Source organism: Indioceanicola profundi (genome assembly GCF_003568845.1).
GTDB lineage: Bacteria > Pseudomonadota > Alphaproteobacteria > Azospirillales > Azospirillaceae > Indioceanicola > Indioceanicola profundi.
Genome location: NZ_CP030126.1, coordinates 2,674,012 through 2,689,530, shown reverse-complemented (window position 1 = coordinate 2,689,530; position 15,519 = coordinate 2,674,012). Strand labels below are relative to the sequence as shown.

Below are 15,519 nucleotides of genomic sequence, written 5' to 3'. Positions count from 1 at the left end.
GTTACGATCTTTGCCCTGCGGCGCATCTGACCACTCCGACGATTTTGCGGACCCGCCGCCCTATCCCGCATGCCTCCGGCCTGAGGAGCGCTTCCGGGGACCTGACCCCGGCCAGCCCGATCGAGGCCAGTCAGAACGACCATATGGCCGGGGCATTGAGAAAGCGCTAATAGGGAGCAGCGGCTGTGGAAACGCGGGGACTTCCCATGGGCCTATTACCGCTGTAGCTCTGGTCCGACGCCCCCGACCATGAGCCGAACCCGTGACACTGGACCGCCTCGACCTCAATCTTCTGCGGGTATTCGAGGCGGTGTATCTGGAGCGCAGCGTGACCCGCGCCGGGCGGCGGCTGGGGATGGAGCAGTCCAGCGTCAGCAACGCCCTAGGCCGGCTGCGCGTGGCGATGGGGGACGAGCTGTTCGTGCGTACCGCCCGCGGCGTGGAGCCGACGGAACGCGCGCACGCTTTGGCCGGCCCCCTGGTCCAGGCGCTGGCCGGCCTGCGCGATGCCTTCGCCGCCACGGCCGGTTTCGATCCCGGAACGGCGAAGGGCCGGGTGGATATCGGCCTGTCGCTGGAGGCGGAGATCATGCTGGGCGCCGGCCTGCTGCGCCGGTTGGCAGCCGATGCGCCCGGTCTTTCGCCGCGCTTCCACATGGTGACGGCAGAATCGCTGCCCGAGTTGCTGATGCGGGACGATATCCTCCTGGCGCTGGGCGATCCGCCCGATCCGCCGGCCCAGATCACCGCCCTGTCCCTCATCCCTGACGCATACGCCGTGCTACTACGGCCGAACCATCCCGCCTTGGAGCAGGACTGGACGCTCGACCGCTATTTGGCCCAGGAGCATCTGGTGCTCACCTGCGGCGGGGTGGATGGGGCGGTGGATCGGAGGCTGGCGATGGCGGGGCCGGGCCGGCGGCGTGTGGCGGCGTCCATGGCCCATCCGCTTCCGGCGGCGGCGGTACTGGCAGAAAACGATCTCTGCTGGACGGTGACCGGCAGCCTGGCCCGCCTACTCGCCCCCGCTTTCGGTTTGCGGCATCTGCCCTTGCCCCTGGACCTGCCCCCGCCGCAGCTCAGCCTCTGCTGGCACCGGCGGCATGACGGGGACGGGCGGCATATCTGGCTGCGCCGCGTGGCGGCCGAAGCTGTCCGTGACGCCGGGAATGAGGTCGCCGGCCGGCTTCCGGCCAGCTAGGGTCGCCAGCTGGCAGTCGGGGCCTTGCGGATCGATTTGGCGATCTGGCGCAGCTTGACCTCGAGCTGCGCGCCGGAGAAGGGCTTTACGATGAAGGCGGAGACGCCCTTGTTGCGGGCCTCCAGCACATGGTCGCGGGTGCCGTGCCCGGTCTGCATCAGGAAGGGCATCGCCGGATGCATCAGCCGCACTTCCCGCAGCAGCTCGATTCCGCTCATCCGCGGCATGGCCCAGTCGCAGACGATGATGTCGATGCGGTCCCTCTGCTGGCGGACGGTTTCCAGCGCCTCGATCCCGTCGGATGCCATCAGGATTTCGCGCACGCCCATGGCCCGCAGAAGGTCGGCGATCCAGGCGCGGACCTGCATCTGATCCTCCACCACCAGGATGCAGAGCTGTTTCAGCGGGTCTTCGGGCAGGTTGTGCAGCATGTCCGGTGGGGTGCGGGTTCGGAAGCGGATCGTCAGCCGGGTTCGGCCACCCGCTCCCGCCGGCGGGCGAGGGCGCCGGCGACCGCGGCCTTGAGCGCCGGAAGGTCCAGTGGCTTGTAGAGGATGGTGGCGTCGCTGGGAAGGTCCGCCGCCGCATACTGGCCCCGCGACGGATAGCCGGTCATGAACAGCACCGCGACGCCAGGGTCCAGCTCCTTGACCAGTTGGGCCAGCCTGGCCCCGCCCAGCTCCGGCATCACCAGATCGGTCAACAGCAGGTCGATGCCGCCCTGCTCGAACACCTCCAGCGCCTCGACCCCGTCGGCGGCCGTCATCACGTCGTGCCCGTCGGCCAGCAGCGTGTCGCGCACCAGCGCCAGCAGGTCGGGCTCATCCTCCGCCACCAGGATGGTGGCGGGGCCGCGGCCCTGCATGGCCGGGTCTGGGACGGGGGCGGCTTCCGCCGGGCTGGCCGGGGCGGGGGCGAGGGGAACCACAGGCGGAAGGTGGTGCCCTGGCCGGGCTCGCTCTCCACCTCCACCGCCCCGCCGGACTGGCGCATGGTGCCATAGACCATGGACAGACCCAGGCCGGTTCCCTGGCCGGGCGGCTTGGTGGTGTAGAAGGGCTCGAAGATGCGGGCAACCACGTCGGCGGACATGCCGGTGCCGCCGTCGGTGACGCGCAGCACGGCATGCGCGGCACCGGTCAGTTCCTGCGGGCGGTGCGGCGCCGGCCCGTCCTCCTCCGGCAGCTCCAGCGCCACGGCGAGCGGCCCGCCGGTGGGCATGGCATCGCGGGCGTTGATCGCCAGATTGACCAGCGCCTGGGCCACCATGTCGGGATCGACGCTGCTCCACACCGGCTGGCACGGGACATTCATGGTGAGCGCGATGGTTTCCCCCAGCAGGGGCTTCAGCAGGAATTCCTGGTTCCGCACCACGGCGGCCAGATCCACGGTACGGGCCTGCGCCACCTTGCGGCGGGAGAAGGTCAACAGCTCGCGGGTCAGGGCGGATGCCCGCTGCACCCCTTGTCCGATCTTGGCCAGATGCGGCTGCACCGGCGCATTCTCCGGCAGCATGGTGCCGGCCAGGGTGGCATAGCCGCCGATCACCGACAGGATGTTGTTGAAGTCGTGCGCGACGCCGCCGGCAAGCTGGCCAAGGGCATCCATCTTCTGCGATTGCAGAAGCTGGGCCTCCAGATTCTTCTGCTCCGTCACGTCGGTGAACAGGGCGACATAGCCGCCGGCCGGCATGGGGAAGTGGCGCACCTGCAGCCACCGGCCATTGGGACGCCGGCGTTCGCTGAAGAACTCGCCCACGGCGCGGATCTGGTCGTATCCGGCCATGGTCTGCTCGACGGTCTCCTCCGGATATTCGCCGTGTTCGGCCAGATAGCGCAGCACGTCGCGGTCGCGGGTGCCGGGCTTCAGCAGCTCCTGCGGCAGGTCCAGCAGCTCCGCCAGGCGCTGGTTGGCGATCAGCAGATAGCCGTCCGCGTCATAGACCTCGATCCCGACGCCGACGGACTCCATCATGGCTTCCAGGATGCGGGTCTTGTCGTCGATCTCCCGCTGGGCGCGCTTCTGTTCGGTGATGTCGCGGATATAGGCGGTGAAGCGACGGCCGGGGCCAAGCGGCACCTCCGTGATCGCCAGCTCCACCGGGAACATGCTGCCGTCGCGGCGCACCGCCTCCACCTCGATGCGCCGGCCCAGCGCCCGCGGGCGTCCGCCGACGCGCAGCCGCTCCATCCCGCTTTCATGCAGGTGACGGTGGCGGTCGGGGATCAGGACCGACGCCATGTCGCGACCGACCACCTCCGCCCGCTTCCAGCCGAAAGCCCGCTCCGCCGCCGGGTTGAATTCGATGATGCGCCCGTCGGCGTCGATGCTGACGATGGCGTCCAGGGCGGTGTCCAGGATGGAGCGGGCGCGGGCCTCGCTCTCCCGCAGCCGCAGGCCCGCCGCTGCCTCGCCGGAGACGTCGCGGAACAGGCACAGCACCAGCCGCTCTCCCCCGCTCTGGAAGGGAACGGCGGAAACGTCGGTGGTGACCTCCGCCCCATCGACCCGCCGCAGCCGGATGCGCACCTGGGAAATGGTCTCGCCGTTCAGCACGACCCGGCGCATCAGCGCTTCCGCCAGCGGCCGTGATTCCTCGGTGGCGAAACCCAGCACATGCAGGCGGCTCGGCTCATCTCCCTCGTCGACCCCGAGGATGCGGCGGCCGGCGCTGTTGATGAAGCGGCCGACGCCGCGCGTATCGTGTACGGCGATGCCGTCGGGGGAGATGTCCACAAGCTGGCGATAGCGCCCCTCGCTGTCGCGCAGGTCGGTCTCGCGCCGCTTCAGTTCGGTGATGTCGGTGCGGATGCAGACGGTGCTGCCATCCTCGGCCTTATGGTCGGCGACCAGCACCCAACGGCCGTCGGCGGTCTGGAACTCGAAAGGCTCGCCGGGATAGCGGAAGCGGAACAGGCGGTCCTGGACATAGCCTTCCATCGCCAGGGCGGCCCCGCCCGGCGCCTCCCCCTCCTCGACGGATGCGCGCAGCAGGTCCTCATAGCGCGCTCCGGGCACCATGTGCCGGGAGGAGATGCCGCAAAGATCCCGGAACTTGGCGTTGACCAGCACCAGCCGTTCGTCGGGATCGAACAAGGCGAACCCGTCGGAAATCGCCTCCAGGGCCTCGGTCAACCGCCTTATGTCCAAGCCGCGCCCCATCAAGGCAGTGGGTCAGTACCTCAGTCTTGCAGCAGCGCGGCCCGATCCGCAAGACGCCTCGCTAAGCGGCGTCACTCCATCAGGGCGGTGACGACGTTGGCCTGGTCCTGGGCGAGTTGGGCGGCGCTGGTGCGGTAGTCGTTCAACCCGCTGAAGCCGCCGGCCGCCTTCACCCGCTCGATCCAGTCGGTAGAAGCGCCCAGATTGACCAGCCGGTCGATCATCCGCCCGGTGGAACGGATGGTGACCGTGCCGCTGTTCAGCCCGCGCGGGGCATGCACCATGAACTGGGCGGTGGGGGCGGCGTAGCGGGCCTCCCCGGCCATGAACAGGCCGACGCACATGCTCTCGCAGATTTCCCGGCCGCGCACCACGGTGATGACGCGGCGGCCCTTCTGCCGCTCCGTCATCAGCCGGTCCATCATGTCATAGCCGGCGCTGGTGTAGCCGCCGGGGCTGTTCAGCTCCAAGGTCAGGGGAGCGCCGGCCGGCATGGCGTCCAGGGCGGCCTTGAAGTCGGCAGCTACCTCCGGCGTGATCACCCCGTCGATGCGCAGAACCTGCATATCAACGGCTTGGGTGACGGTCACCTTCGCTGGCGTCAGCTTCACCCGCGCGGCGGCGGTTTCCGCTGCTTGACAGGCAGACAAGGGGAGGGCGACCGAAAAGAACAAGGCGAGGCTGGCGGCGCGAAGCATCTTAACCCTCCGATGTCACGAAGGGATGATGTCCGCCTTCTCCTTACCCGTCGGTTAACTCCGCACTACCACCAAATAGCCATAATGATTGGTCACAGGCAGCCGCAGATCTGCGGCTGCGTAGGGGCGGCTTCGGCGACGAACCCGGTATCGGATTATCGCCTGTGACCAGCCCTTTCGTCTCCGGATGCGCCTATACAGTCGGCGCGCTATTCTGGACCGCGCCCTCCTGCCGGATCTCACGAAATCATGACCTCAGCCGATATCCTTGCCGCCCTGCCGACACCCAGCCTCATCCTGGATGAGGGCCGCATGCTGCGGAACCTCGCCCGGTTGCGAAGGCATCTGGACACGCTTGGCGTCGCGCTGCGACCCCACCTGAAAACGGTGAAGTCGGTGGAGGCTGCAAAGCGGGTGCTGACCGGAGGCAACGGCCCGGCCACCGTCTCCACCCTGAAGGAGGCGGAGGTCTTCGCGGAGGCGGGTGTACGGGACATACTCTATGCCGTCGGCATCGCGCCGCAGAAGCTGGACCGCGTGCTGGCCCTGTGCGCCGCAGGCTGCGACCTCACCGTGGTGCTGGACTCGGCGGAGCAGGCAGCTGCGGTGGCCGAGGCCTCCCGCCGGGCCGGCGATGCGATCCCGGTGCTGATCGAGATCGATTCTGACGGACACCGATCCGGCCTGCGGCCCGACGATCCCGCCGTGACCGCCATCGGCCGCATCCTCCAGGACGGCGGGGCGGAGCTGCGCGGCGTCGTTACCCATGCCGGGGAAAGCTACGGCGCGGCCGGAGCCGATGCGCTGGCCGCCTTTGCGGAGCGTGAGCGGCAGGCGGCCGTCGGCGCTGCGGAAGCATTGCGGGCTGCCGGCCTGCCTTGCCCGGTGGTGAGCGTGGGCTCCACCCCCACGGCGCATTTCGCGCGGGACCTGTCCGGCGTTACGGAGGTGCGTGCCGGGGTCTTCGTCTTTTTCGATCTGGTGATGGCGGGGATCGGCGTCTGCACGCCGGACGACATCGCCCTGTCGGTGCTGGCGACCGTGATCGGGCACCAGCGGGACCGCGGCTGGATCATGGTGGATGCGGGCTGGATGGCGATGTCGCGCGACCGCGGCACGGCGAACCAAGCGGTGGACCAGGGCTACGGCGTGGTCTGCGACATCGATGGCCGGGTGCTGGACGATCTGATCGTGGCATCCGCGAACCAGGAACACGGCGTCATCGCCCTACGTCCCGGCAGCGGGCGCAGCCTGCCGGAACTTCCGGTCGGCACCCGGCTGCGCATCCTGCCCAACCACGCCTGCGCCACGGCGGCGCAGTTCGACGGTTACGAGGTGCTGCCGGCCGATGCCGCGGCGGCGCCGGCCTACTGGCCCCGCTTCCGCGGCTGGTAAAGAGGCATTCCGATGCCCGCCCCCGATCTCGGGGCGGGCACTGGAGTTTCCTGGCGGTTCGGGCCGCCGCAGCCCTTATCCCCGCAGCAGGTCCGTCACCGTGCGGAACAGCAGGTCGCGGGGGCTGGCGCGGTCCATGAAGGTGGCGAAGTCCACCGCCCCGCCGTTCAGCCCGGCCTCATGGAAGGCGTCGAACAGATCCTCGTAGAGCCGCAGCTCCTTCAGCAGGGCCGTCTTCTGCTGCAAGGAGGTCTGAGGAGCGACGCGCGCGTGCAGCAGGACCAGCCCGTTGATCTCCCACTCGCCGGGATCGAAGACCGGCAGCAGGATCAGGTTTTCCTGACCGCTACGCCCGGCGGCCAGCATGCCCCGGCCCAGACGCAGGGCGCGGCGCTTGGTGCCGGTCACCACCCGGGGCGTGTCATAGCTGGTCGGCCGGTCGGCGGAAATGCCGGCGGCACGCACGGTCCGCAGCGTGTGCTCGCCCTCAGCCCCGGTCTCCACCACCTCGTAGAAGAGGCCGCCGGCGATGCCGGTCAGGACGGGAGACAGGGCTGTCAGCATCTGCCGGTCATGCTCCGCCAGCCCGGTCAGCGCCACGCCCAGATCGGCCAGGGCGGCCTGTAGGGCGGGGCTGATCTCGCGGGCCGGACGGGAGATGCCCACCGTGACCGTCTTGGCCTGATGGCGGATGGTGTCGATGGGCCGGCTGGTCTCTTCGAAGCAGTCGCGCAGCACGGTTTCCGTCTCGGTCAGCAGGCCGGCCACTGCGGATGCCGGCATGCCGCCGGCCGCAGCCAGCCGCGGGGTCAGCAGGGCCAGCTTCGCCGCCAGCCGGGGCGGCAGCGCCGCGTCCAGCTCGCCCCGCGCGATGCGCTCCAGCTCGCCGCCGATCCGCCCGGCGATGTCGTCGCAGGGCACGGCCCCCTTGCCGGTTCCCGCCCGGGCGGAGCGCTCGTCCACCAGGCTGCGCAGCTCCCGGAAGGGGATGGAGCCCTTGTCGATGGCGCGGGCGGCATGGAAGCCCCAGAGGTGGCCGGCCACGGTGGCCAGCACGAAATCCAGCCCGGCCCCCGCCGACGGCACCCGGATCACCGCCTCGGCATAGGCGTCGAAGCAGCTCTCCCCCTTGGCGGCGATGACGATGGGCTTGCCGGCATGGGCCTTGAAGATCGCCACCTCCTTGGCCGTGTCCTGCGCCAGCAATGCTGGCAGGTCGTTGGCGATGACGATGGTCAGCGGCTCGGTGGAAAGGTCGATGTGCTTCTTGTCCTCGGTGTAGTCCACCGGGATGGATTTGTAGCAGAGCTCCGACAGCTTGATCCGGATCTCCTCCGCCGCGATGCGGTTGGCGCCGTTGCCGACACAGGCCCAGTAGCGGTTGTAGGGCGCGTATTTCTCCGCCACCTCGGCGATGGCGGCCTCGTCGTCCAGCACCTCCTGGATTCGGGCCGGCAGGGCCTCCAGCGCCAGCAGGTCGCTGGTGATGTCGGACTTGGACATGGTGCCCAGCGCATCGGCCAAGCAGAGCGCCGTCAGCTTGCCGGCCGTGACCTGGCTGTAAAAGGCCTTGGTGCTGGCCACCGCCATCTCGATGTCGCGGCCATCGCTGGTGAAGAGATGGCTGTCCGACTTGCGCACGAGGTCGGAATTGCGGCGGTTCACGATGCCGTGAATCCAGGCCCCGGCGGCGCGGGCCAAGTCCACCGTGCGGTTGGTGTCGGTGGTGGTGCCGGACTGGCTGATGGCGATCACCAGCGCGTCGTCCAGGTTCCGCCCCTCCAGATTGGCCGACAGCTCCGACGCCTTCTCGCTCTCGACATGGATCGCGGCGCCCGCCAGCGCGACGCGCAGCAGGTGGGCCACACCCATGGCGGCGATGGCGGCGGTGCCCTGGCCGGTCACCCAGATGCGGCGGACCGGCGGGCGGTCCGGGCTGTTCAGCCGGCCGCGCAGCAAGGCCCAGGGGCCGCCCTCCATCTGGAAGCTGGCCTCGCGCCCGACGCGCCTGTAGCGTCCGGTCAGGGTCTTGCGCACGCTGGCGGCGGCCTCGTGCACCTCCTTCTCGAAGAAGTGGTCGAAGCCGCCGCGGAAGATATCGCGGGAGAAGATCTCGATGGGGTCGGCCTTCAGCGCGGCGGTGACGCCGTCCTCCGCCGTGCGGGCGGTCACGCCGGGCTCGCCGCCAGCGGTGGACAGGGTGACCTGCAACCCGCCCTGCTGCACCTGGGACAGGGCAATGGAGGCGCGGGCGCGCGGGGCCAGCCCGTAATTCTCCGACGCGATGATGACGCCGTCGCGCACCTCGGCCACGAACAGGCTCTGCCCGCTGCCCTTCTGGCCCAGATACAGCCGCTCCGGGTCCTCCGGATGCTGGATCACGATGGCCATGGAGCCTTCCATCTGGCGCAGCATGGCCATGACCCGGTCGGCCCTGGGGGCGTTGCCGCCCTGAAGCCGGAACAGCACCGGGATGATCTTGGCGTCGGTGGTGATCTCCGCCGGGATGCGGTGGCCGGCGGCTTCCACCAGCGCCTCGCGCAGGGCGCGGTAATTGTCGACGTCGCCGTTCAGGGCGCCGACGGCGTCGGCGTCGCCGTTCAGGGCGGCGGCGTCCTCCCCGTCCAGCCGGCCGTTCAGCGGGTGGCAGTTCGGCAGGTTGATGGCGCCGTGGCTGGCCCAGCGGGTATGGGCGATGGCGCTCATCCCGCCGGCCTTCGCCGCCAGCCGCCACAGGGCGGCATGGGCGGTGACCTTGGCGCGGATGGCGGCGCCATTGTCGCCCAGCCGGCCGATGAGCTGCGCCACCTTGAAGGTGAAGCGCGCCGTGGCTCGCCCGTCGGGCAGGGCGTGCAGGGCGATGCCGCCGTCCATGTCGCCGAAGGCGATGCCTTCCGCCGCCAGCTCGCCCCGCAGGGCGCGCAGGTCGAGCGGCGGCTCCAGCACCATCTGCACGGCGATGCCGGCGCTGTCCCGGCCGCGCACTTCCAGCCGTTCCAGGTTCTCGATAACCTGCCCGATGCCCCAGGCTATCATGTGCTGGGCCCGGTTGGCGCTGGGGGCGTCGGGCAGCAGGGCGGCGGTGCGGTCGATATTGCCCAGCACCTCGGTGGCGAGCTGCCAGCCATAGTCGCGCAGCCGCTCGGCCAGCCGCTCCACCTGCGGCTCACGGGCGTTCGGGCCGGCGGCCAGTTCCGCCTCCAGCGCCTTGGCGCGGGCGGCCATGTTTTCCAGCCGGTTGCGCACCGCCGGATTGGCGATGGCGGCCATGTGGGTGGAAAAGGCCATCAGATCGTCGAACCGGGCGGCCAGCGCGTCGATGGCAGCGGCCAGCCCGGCCGGGTCGGCGGCATCGGCCCTGGTCAGCCCCGTATCCACATGGGCCAGCCAGCCCAGGTCCGGCTCCATTTTCCAGGCCTGGTTGGAAAGAAAGCCGGCAATCCCGCACATGATCGGTATCCGCTGGTAGAGTTACGCCACAATATTGCGATGCACCACACTGGGAGTGGTGCGTCAAGCCTGCTTGGCGGGGCGGCCGGTGACAACCGAGCGCAGGAAGCGCCGCGGGACCTTATTCCTGCTGGATGCCTTCCAGCCCGATGACGATCTCCACCTCGTCGCCGACCAGATTGCCCTCAAGCCCGTAGGTCATTCCGAACTCGCTGCGCCGGATGGCGCCCCGCGCCTCCGCCCCCACGGCATGGTGCTTGTCGCCGAAAGGATAGCGCCGGCTGCCGTTGTAGGTGAGGGTGAAGGTGACGGGCCTCGTGACGCCCCGTAATGTCAGGTCGCCCGTGATCCGGCCGGTGCGCTCTTCCGTCCGCTCGGTTCCCGTGCTGACGAAGCTCATGGTCGGATGTTCCTCCGACCAGAGGAAATCCTTCTTGCGCAGATGCGCGTCGCGTTCCTTGTGGCCGGTGTCCACGCTGTCGGTCGCCACCTCCACCTTGACGTCGGAGATGGTCATCGCCTCCTCGTCGAAGGTGAAGCTGCCTTCCACTTCGCGGAAGAAGCCAGTCACGTGCGCCAGCCCCATATGGCTGATCCGGAAGGCGAAGCTGGCATGGTCCGGATCGATCCGGTAGGTCCGCGGCTCCGCCGCAGCCGGCCCGCCGGACAGGGCCAGCCCGATTCCAAGGGCCAGCATCAGGACCGTCCGGTGAAGCCCCGGTTCCATGGTCGCCTCCCCCGCTGCCGTGCCCGCCGCCGATGGCCGGGTCCGAGCCCTCATCATGCAGGGCGGGCCGCCGCGGACGCCAGCCCCCCATTTGGTGGGCAGGCGCTGCCACTCTTGCGCAGGACCGCTTCGGCGCTAGCATGCGCGGCCGTCGAACTCCAGGGAGGGCAATGGCCCGTGACCGTCACCATCTGGCACAATCCGAAATGCGGCACCTCGCGCAAGGTGCTGGAAGCATTGCGCGGTCAGGGCATAGAGCCCCGGATCGTGGAATATCTGAAGACCCCGCCCACGCGCGACGAGCTGGCAGAGGCGGCCGCCCGCATCGGGGAGGGGCCGCGCGCCCTGCTGTGGACCAAGAACAACGAGGCGCTGCTGGAGGACAACCCGTCCGATGGCGAGCTGCTGGACCGCATGGCGGCGAATCCTGAACTGATCGAACGGCCGGTCGTGATCACGCCCAAGGGAGCGGCTGTCTGCCGCCCGCCGGAAAAGCTGGCGGCCTTGCTTTGAGGTTGCCTTACTCCGCGATGGCCGGGATGCGGGCGCGCTGCTCCGCCCCTGCCGCGGTCAAGGGTACGGTGAAGCTCACCACCGTCCCGTCGGCAGGGCTGCTGCTGACCTTCAACTCGCCGCCATGACGCAGCACCAGGTCCCGCACCAGCGTCAGGCCCAGCCCGGTGCCGACCTCGCCCTGGGTGCCCGGCCGGCTTGCCTGGCCGGTGCCGGGATGCAGCAGCGCCTGCACCTGCTCCGGCTCCATGCCGATGCCGCGGTCGGTCACCGCGACCTCCAACCGGTCGCCCAGCGCGCGGGAGGTGATGTGCACCAGCCCACCGGGATGGCTGAACTTCACCGCATTGACCAGCAGGTTGCGCAGGACGGCCAGGATCATGGTGCGGTCGGCCAGCACCCAGCGATCGCCGACGGCGTCCAGCACGGTGATGTCCTTGGCCTCGGCGGCGGACTGTACGTCGCGGATCGCGTCCGCCACCAGATCCCGCAGGGCGAAGACGGAGGGGGCAAAGGGCTTGCCCGACATCTGCACCCGCGACCATTGCAGCAGATTTTCCAGCAGCTCGAATACTTTGCGGGCCGACTGGTGGGTGGTGCGGGCGAAGTCTGATACGTCCTCGGGCGTCATCTGCGGCGCATGTTCCGCCAACTCCTGGGTCATGCCCAGCAGCGCGTTGAAGGGGCCGCGCAGATCGTGGGAGATCAGCGAGAAGAAACGGGTCTTCTCCCGATTCAGAAAGTCCAGCTCGTCATGGGCGGCGCGCAGATCGTCCAGGGCCCGTTCGGAGGCGGCGCGAACCGTGCGTTCGGCCGTTACCGCGCTCTCCCGCTCCGCCACGGCCCGCCGCATCATCCGCAGGCTCAGCGCCAGCACGAGGGCCAGCAGCAGGGCCAGCAGCCCCAGTGAGCCGAAATCCCGCAGCAAGGTGGGCAGCAGCACGGCGTTCCGTGGCACCGCATGGACCAGCATGAGCGGCGCCCGGTCCAGCGCGGTCGCGGAGAGATACAGCCCGCCATGGGCAGCCGTCTCCGAATCCAGCCCGGCCATCACGGCGGCCGACGGAATGGGCGTCGGCGGGGCAGCGTCCGTTCCGGTCGTTTCCGCCAGCACGCGCCCGTCGCGATCCGTAAGGATCAGGCGTCCCGCCTCATGCTGCGACGGCCCCAGGTTCCGCAGAACCTCGGCAAGGTCGATCTGGGCGGCGACGATGCCGACGAAAGCGCCGTTCTTCGTCAGCGGCAGGCCCACCGTGCTGTACTGCTCCGGCGCCATTCCCATGGCGCGGGGTTGGGACGGACCCTCGACCGCGGCGCCGGTTGCCGGCCCGGCCGCGGCCACCAGGGACCAGAGGGGGGCGGCATCCCCGGCCCTGGCGGCCGCCCGGTAGACCGGGCCGACCGGATAGCTGTCCAACAGGCTGCTGGCGGCGCTGGGCTCCCAGGGGGAGAAAGCCACGACGCCCGTGGCGGCGCCAAAATAGATGCGGGGCAGATCGGGCATCCCGGCGCGTATGCCAGCCATGGCCGGCAGCAGTTCCAGCCCCAGCGCCGCATCCCGCACCCAGCCCGACGGGTCCGGCCGCGCCAAGCCGGGCCGGCGGCGGGCGGCCATCGTGTTCAAGGCGACCATATTGCCCAGCTGGTCCGCCTCGAAAGGCGGCGGCATCCGGTCCAGGCTATAGAGCCGCGTGCTCGCCTCCTCCGGATTGCTCTCCAGAAAGGCGGAGAGCAGGGGCGAAGGCGGGGAGCCGCCGGCTCCGGAACCCGCCAAGGCGAAAGCACCGGCCTGGGCGCGCAGGATTTCGAGTTGGGTAACGACCAGATCGAACCGCCCATCCAGCAGCTCGGCCTGATTCTTGAGATCGCGGGAGATTTCCAGCCGGGCGGCTTCAAGGCAGCGCTGGGTGTGCCCGTAAAGGACGGCAACGACCAGAACCGCCCCGGTCGCGACCGTGACAGGCAGTACCCGGTCCGGTCCCAGTGAGGTCAGCCAGCCTTTCCAGCCCTTCATCCGTGCCCCGCCCGGTTCCGCCTGCGTCCGGCGGCAATCCGCGATCCTGTCCTCCGGTCACGAATAAGTATCACCAGCTTGGCAGGTGCTTCAATCGCAACCTACGCGGTCGGAGTAATTCTTAAGTTCGAAAGTTTCAGGCGGCGCGATCCTCGGGCTGGGCAGGCTGCAGCAGCCGGCCCTTCTCGGTCACCAGGACGACTGCCAGCGCCGCCGCTCCCAGGGCTGCGAAGCCGAACACCAGGGGGCGTGCCGTGCCATCGAAGCTCTGGCCGATCAACCAGCCGCCGAACGCTCCCATCACGGTGGTCAGGAAGCCGATGAAAGATGACGCCATCCCCGCCACGCGGCCCAGCGGTTCCATGGCAATGGCGTTGAAGTTCGGCATCAGCAGGCCGAAGCAGAAGAAGCATGCGCCGAGATAAATGCCCAGCAGGGCCAGCGGCGGCTTCGCCGGAAAGCCTGCCGCCGCCATCACGGCCGACAGCCCGACCAGCCCGATCAGCGCCAGATGCGACAGCCGGCGCGTTCCCATGCGGGCCACCAGACGGGCATTGACCATGGAGGCGACGGCGATAGCGCCCGCCAGCGACCCGAACATCAGCGGGAACAGGTCGCCCAGCCCGTATACTTCCACGAACAACTGCTGGGCGCTGCCGACATAGGACATCAGGATGGCAAACAGGAATCCGGTCGCGACCGTGTAGCCCAGCGTGATCCGGTTGCTGACCACAAGCCAGGCGGCGCGGGCCAGATATGAGGGAGTAAGCGGGGTCCGGTCCTCGGCGCGGCGGGTCTCCGGCAGGCGGAACGCCACCCAGGCGGCGGTCACGGCCGCGGCGACCATCAGCAGCGCGAAGATGCTGTGCCATCCGCTTGCCATCTGGATCACCGTGCCCACGGCCGGGGCGACGATGGGAACCAGGATGAACACCGTCATGGCCATCGACATCACCCGCGCCATCTCCCGGCCGGAGAAGCAGTCGCGCACCACGGCATTCGAGACGACCCGCGCCGCAGCGCCGCCGAAGCCCTGCAGCAGCCGGGCGATCAGCAGCGTCTGGAAGTCCGGCGCCCAGGTGGCCAGGGCGCTGCCCACGGCAAAGATCGACAGCCCCAGCATCAGGACCGGCTTGCGCCCGAAACGGTCGGACAGCGGCCCGTGGATCGGCTGGCCCAGCCCGAACCCGATCAGGAAGGTGGTGACGACCAGCTGCCGGTCATTCTCCCCGGCCAGGGCGAAATCGGCCGAGATGGCGGGCAGGGCCGGCAGCATCACGTCGATGGACAGGGCGGTCAGCGCCATCATCAGGGCGACGATGGCGACGAACTCCGCCATCGGCACTTGCCGGCCGGCGGTGGAAGGAGATGGCTGGGTTGGCATCTTGACTGTTCGTGCACGGTGTAGTGCGCGCAATAGGGCCTGACCGGTCCGTGTTGCGCAAGCGAAGCGTTGCGCATGGCCGCTCCGCCAGCGGAGTCCGGGACCTTGGCGGCGGAAAGCTGTTTCCGGCCTTCCACCGCATTTCCGCACCGCGAAAAGAAGAATGCGCGCAGGCCGGCCTCAGCGGCCGCCGCCCTCCAGCCCTGCCCAGGGGCGGTAGCGTTCGGCGAGATCCTCCACCGCCGCCGCCATCAGCCGCTCCCCATGTTCGGGCCGCGACAGGGCCGGGTTGGAACCGATTCGCCCGTCCGGATGGCGGGCGCGGTAATCCAGCGCATCGGTCCAGGGGCCGTTGGACGGGGCCACCTGCGGGTCCAGAACCCGGTCCTGCACCCGGTCGGGATGCAGCGCCCAGGTGACGGAGACCTCGCTGGCGGTGGCGTGGCTGCCTTCCTGGCTGCCATAAAGCTCCCGGCTCAACCCCTTCACCCGCGGACCGTCCCACCAGCTCGCCAGATGCGCCGTGACCGGCGACGGCATGCCGGCCAGGGAGGCGGCGGCATGGATCTCCTGGATCGCGGTGTTGACGGTGGCGATGTTCCCGCCATGACCGTTGACGAACAGAACCCGCTGGAAGCCGTGCCGGGCCAGCGACGCGACAACGTCCTGTACCACCGCGATCAGCGTGGTCGGCCGCAACGTCATCGTGCCTTTGAAGGCCAGATGGTGGTGCGCCATGCCGATGGACAGGCAGGGCGCCACAACAGCCCCCACCGTCTCGCCCAGCCGGATGGCAATGGCGTCCGCAGTCAGCGCATCCGTGCCAATCAGGCCGGTCGGGCCGTGCTGCTCGGTGGAGCCGATGGGCACGATCACGTCGCGCCGGTTCTCCAGATAATGCTCGACCTCCGGCCAGGTCATCAGTTGCAGCCGCATGTTCGCCTGCCTGCTCATCGAAATGGGGCTCCCAGGCTA

General features: G+C 69.3%; 12 protein-coding genes. 3 read left to right on the top strand and 9 right to left on the bottom strand.

All coding sequences use genetic code 11. The features are described from left to right. The first annotated feature begins 262 nt into the window (after window positions 1-262). Window positions 263-1,201 (top strand): LysR family transcriptional regulator, encoded by a 939-nt coding sequence (locus tag DOL89_RS12740; protein WP_119679495.1) that lies wholly within the window; start codon window positions 263-265, stop codon window positions 1,199-1,201. On the opposite strand, the gene DOL89_RS12735 is transcribed toward DOL89_RS12740, so the two are convergent. The 4 genes from DOL89_RS12735 to DOL89_RS12720 form a co-directional block, all read right to left on the bottom strand. Beyond that, a complete protein-coding gene (locus DOL89_RS12735; protein ID WP_119679494.1) occupies window positions 1,198-1,632 on the bottom strand; it encodes a response regulator in 435 nt (144 codons plus the stop codon). The genes DOL89_RS12740 and DOL89_RS12735 overlap by 4 nt on opposite strands. 32 nt (window positions 1,633-1,664) lie before the next feature. Continuing rightward, the gene (locus DOL89_RS12730) at window positions 1,665-2,066 is read right to left on the bottom strand and encodes a response regulator (RefSeq protein ID WP_119680411.1); all 402 of its coding nucleotides are present in this window, start codon (window positions 2,064-2,066) and stop codon (window positions 1,665-1,667) included. Continuing rightward, window positions 1,967-4,336 carry a PAS domain S-box protein gene (locus DOL89_RS12725; protein WP_162937489.1) on the bottom strand — a complete coding sequence of 790 codons (2,370 nt, stop codon included), beginning with the start codon at window positions 4,334-4,336 and terminating at the stop codon, window positions 1,967-1,969. Before DOL89_RS12725 ends, DOL89_RS12730 begins: the two co-directional genes overlap by 100 nt. A 98-nt stretch (window positions 4,337-4,434) precedes the next feature. Further along, the gene (locus DOL89_RS12720; protein ID WP_119679492.1) at window positions 4,435-5,061 is read right to left on the bottom strand and encodes an ATP-dependent Clp protease proteolytic subunit; all 627 of its coding nucleotides are present in this window, start codon (window positions 5,059-5,061) and stop codon (window positions 4,435-4,437) included. A gap of 249 nt (window positions 5,062-5,310) precedes the next feature. Between DOL89_RS12720 and DOL89_RS12715 the strand changes: the two genes are divergently transcribed. Continuing rightward, window positions 5,311-6,456, top strand: a complete 1,146-nt coding sequence (locus DOL89_RS12715) for a DSD1 family PLP-dependent enzyme (protein WP_119679491.1) — start codon at window positions 5,311-5,313, stop codon at window positions 6,454-6,456. 75 nt (window positions 6,457-6,531) lie between these two features. On the opposite strand, the gene DOL89_RS12710 is transcribed toward DOL89_RS12715, so the two are convergent. Both DOL89_RS12710 and DOL89_RS12705 read right to left on the bottom strand, forming a co-directional pair. After that, a complete protein-coding gene (locus DOL89_RS12710) occupies window positions 6,532-9,906 on the bottom strand; it encodes an SIS domain-containing protein (protein ID WP_119679490.1) in 3,375 nt (1,124 codons plus the stop codon). A gap of 121 nt (window positions 9,907-10,027) precedes the next feature. Then, window positions 10,028-10,633 (bottom strand): YceI family protein, encoded by a 606-nt coding sequence (locus DOL89_RS12705; protein WP_225889788.1) that lies wholly within the window; start codon window positions 10,631-10,633, stop codon window positions 10,028-10,030. A gap of 177 nt (window positions 10,634-10,810) precedes the next feature. On the opposite strand from DOL89_RS12705, the gene arsC reads away from it, so the two are divergent. After that, entirely contained in the window at window positions 10,811-11,146 is a 336-nt protein-coding gene (gene arsC / locus DOL89_RS25555) for an arsenate reductase (glutaredoxin) (protein ID WP_225889787.1), read from the top strand. A 7-nt stretch (window positions 11,147-11,153) separates the two neighbouring features. Here the strand turns inward: arsC and DOL89_RS12695 are convergent, their stop codons facing one another. The 3 genes from DOL89_RS12695 to DOL89_RS12685 form a co-directional block, all read right to left on the bottom strand. Beyond that, window positions 11,154-13,160, bottom strand: a complete 2,007-nt coding sequence (locus tag DOL89_RS12695) for a sensor histidine kinase (RefSeq protein ID WP_119679488.1) — start codon at window positions 13,158-13,160, stop codon at window positions 11,154-11,156. Between the two features lie 136 nt (window positions 13,161-13,296). Then, window positions 13,297-14,499: a multidrug effflux MFS transporter gene (locus tag DOL89_RS12690; RefSeq protein WP_225889786.1), complete on the bottom strand. Its 1,203-nt coding sequence runs from the start codon at window positions 14,497-14,499 to the stop codon at window positions 13,297-13,299. A 225-nt stretch (window positions 14,500-14,724) separates the two neighbouring features. After that, entirely contained in the window at window positions 14,725-15,498 is a 774-nt protein-coding gene (locus DOL89_RS12685; protein ID WP_318658503.1) for a creatininase family protein, read from the bottom strand. Window positions 15,499-15,519: the final 21 nt, after the last annotated feature.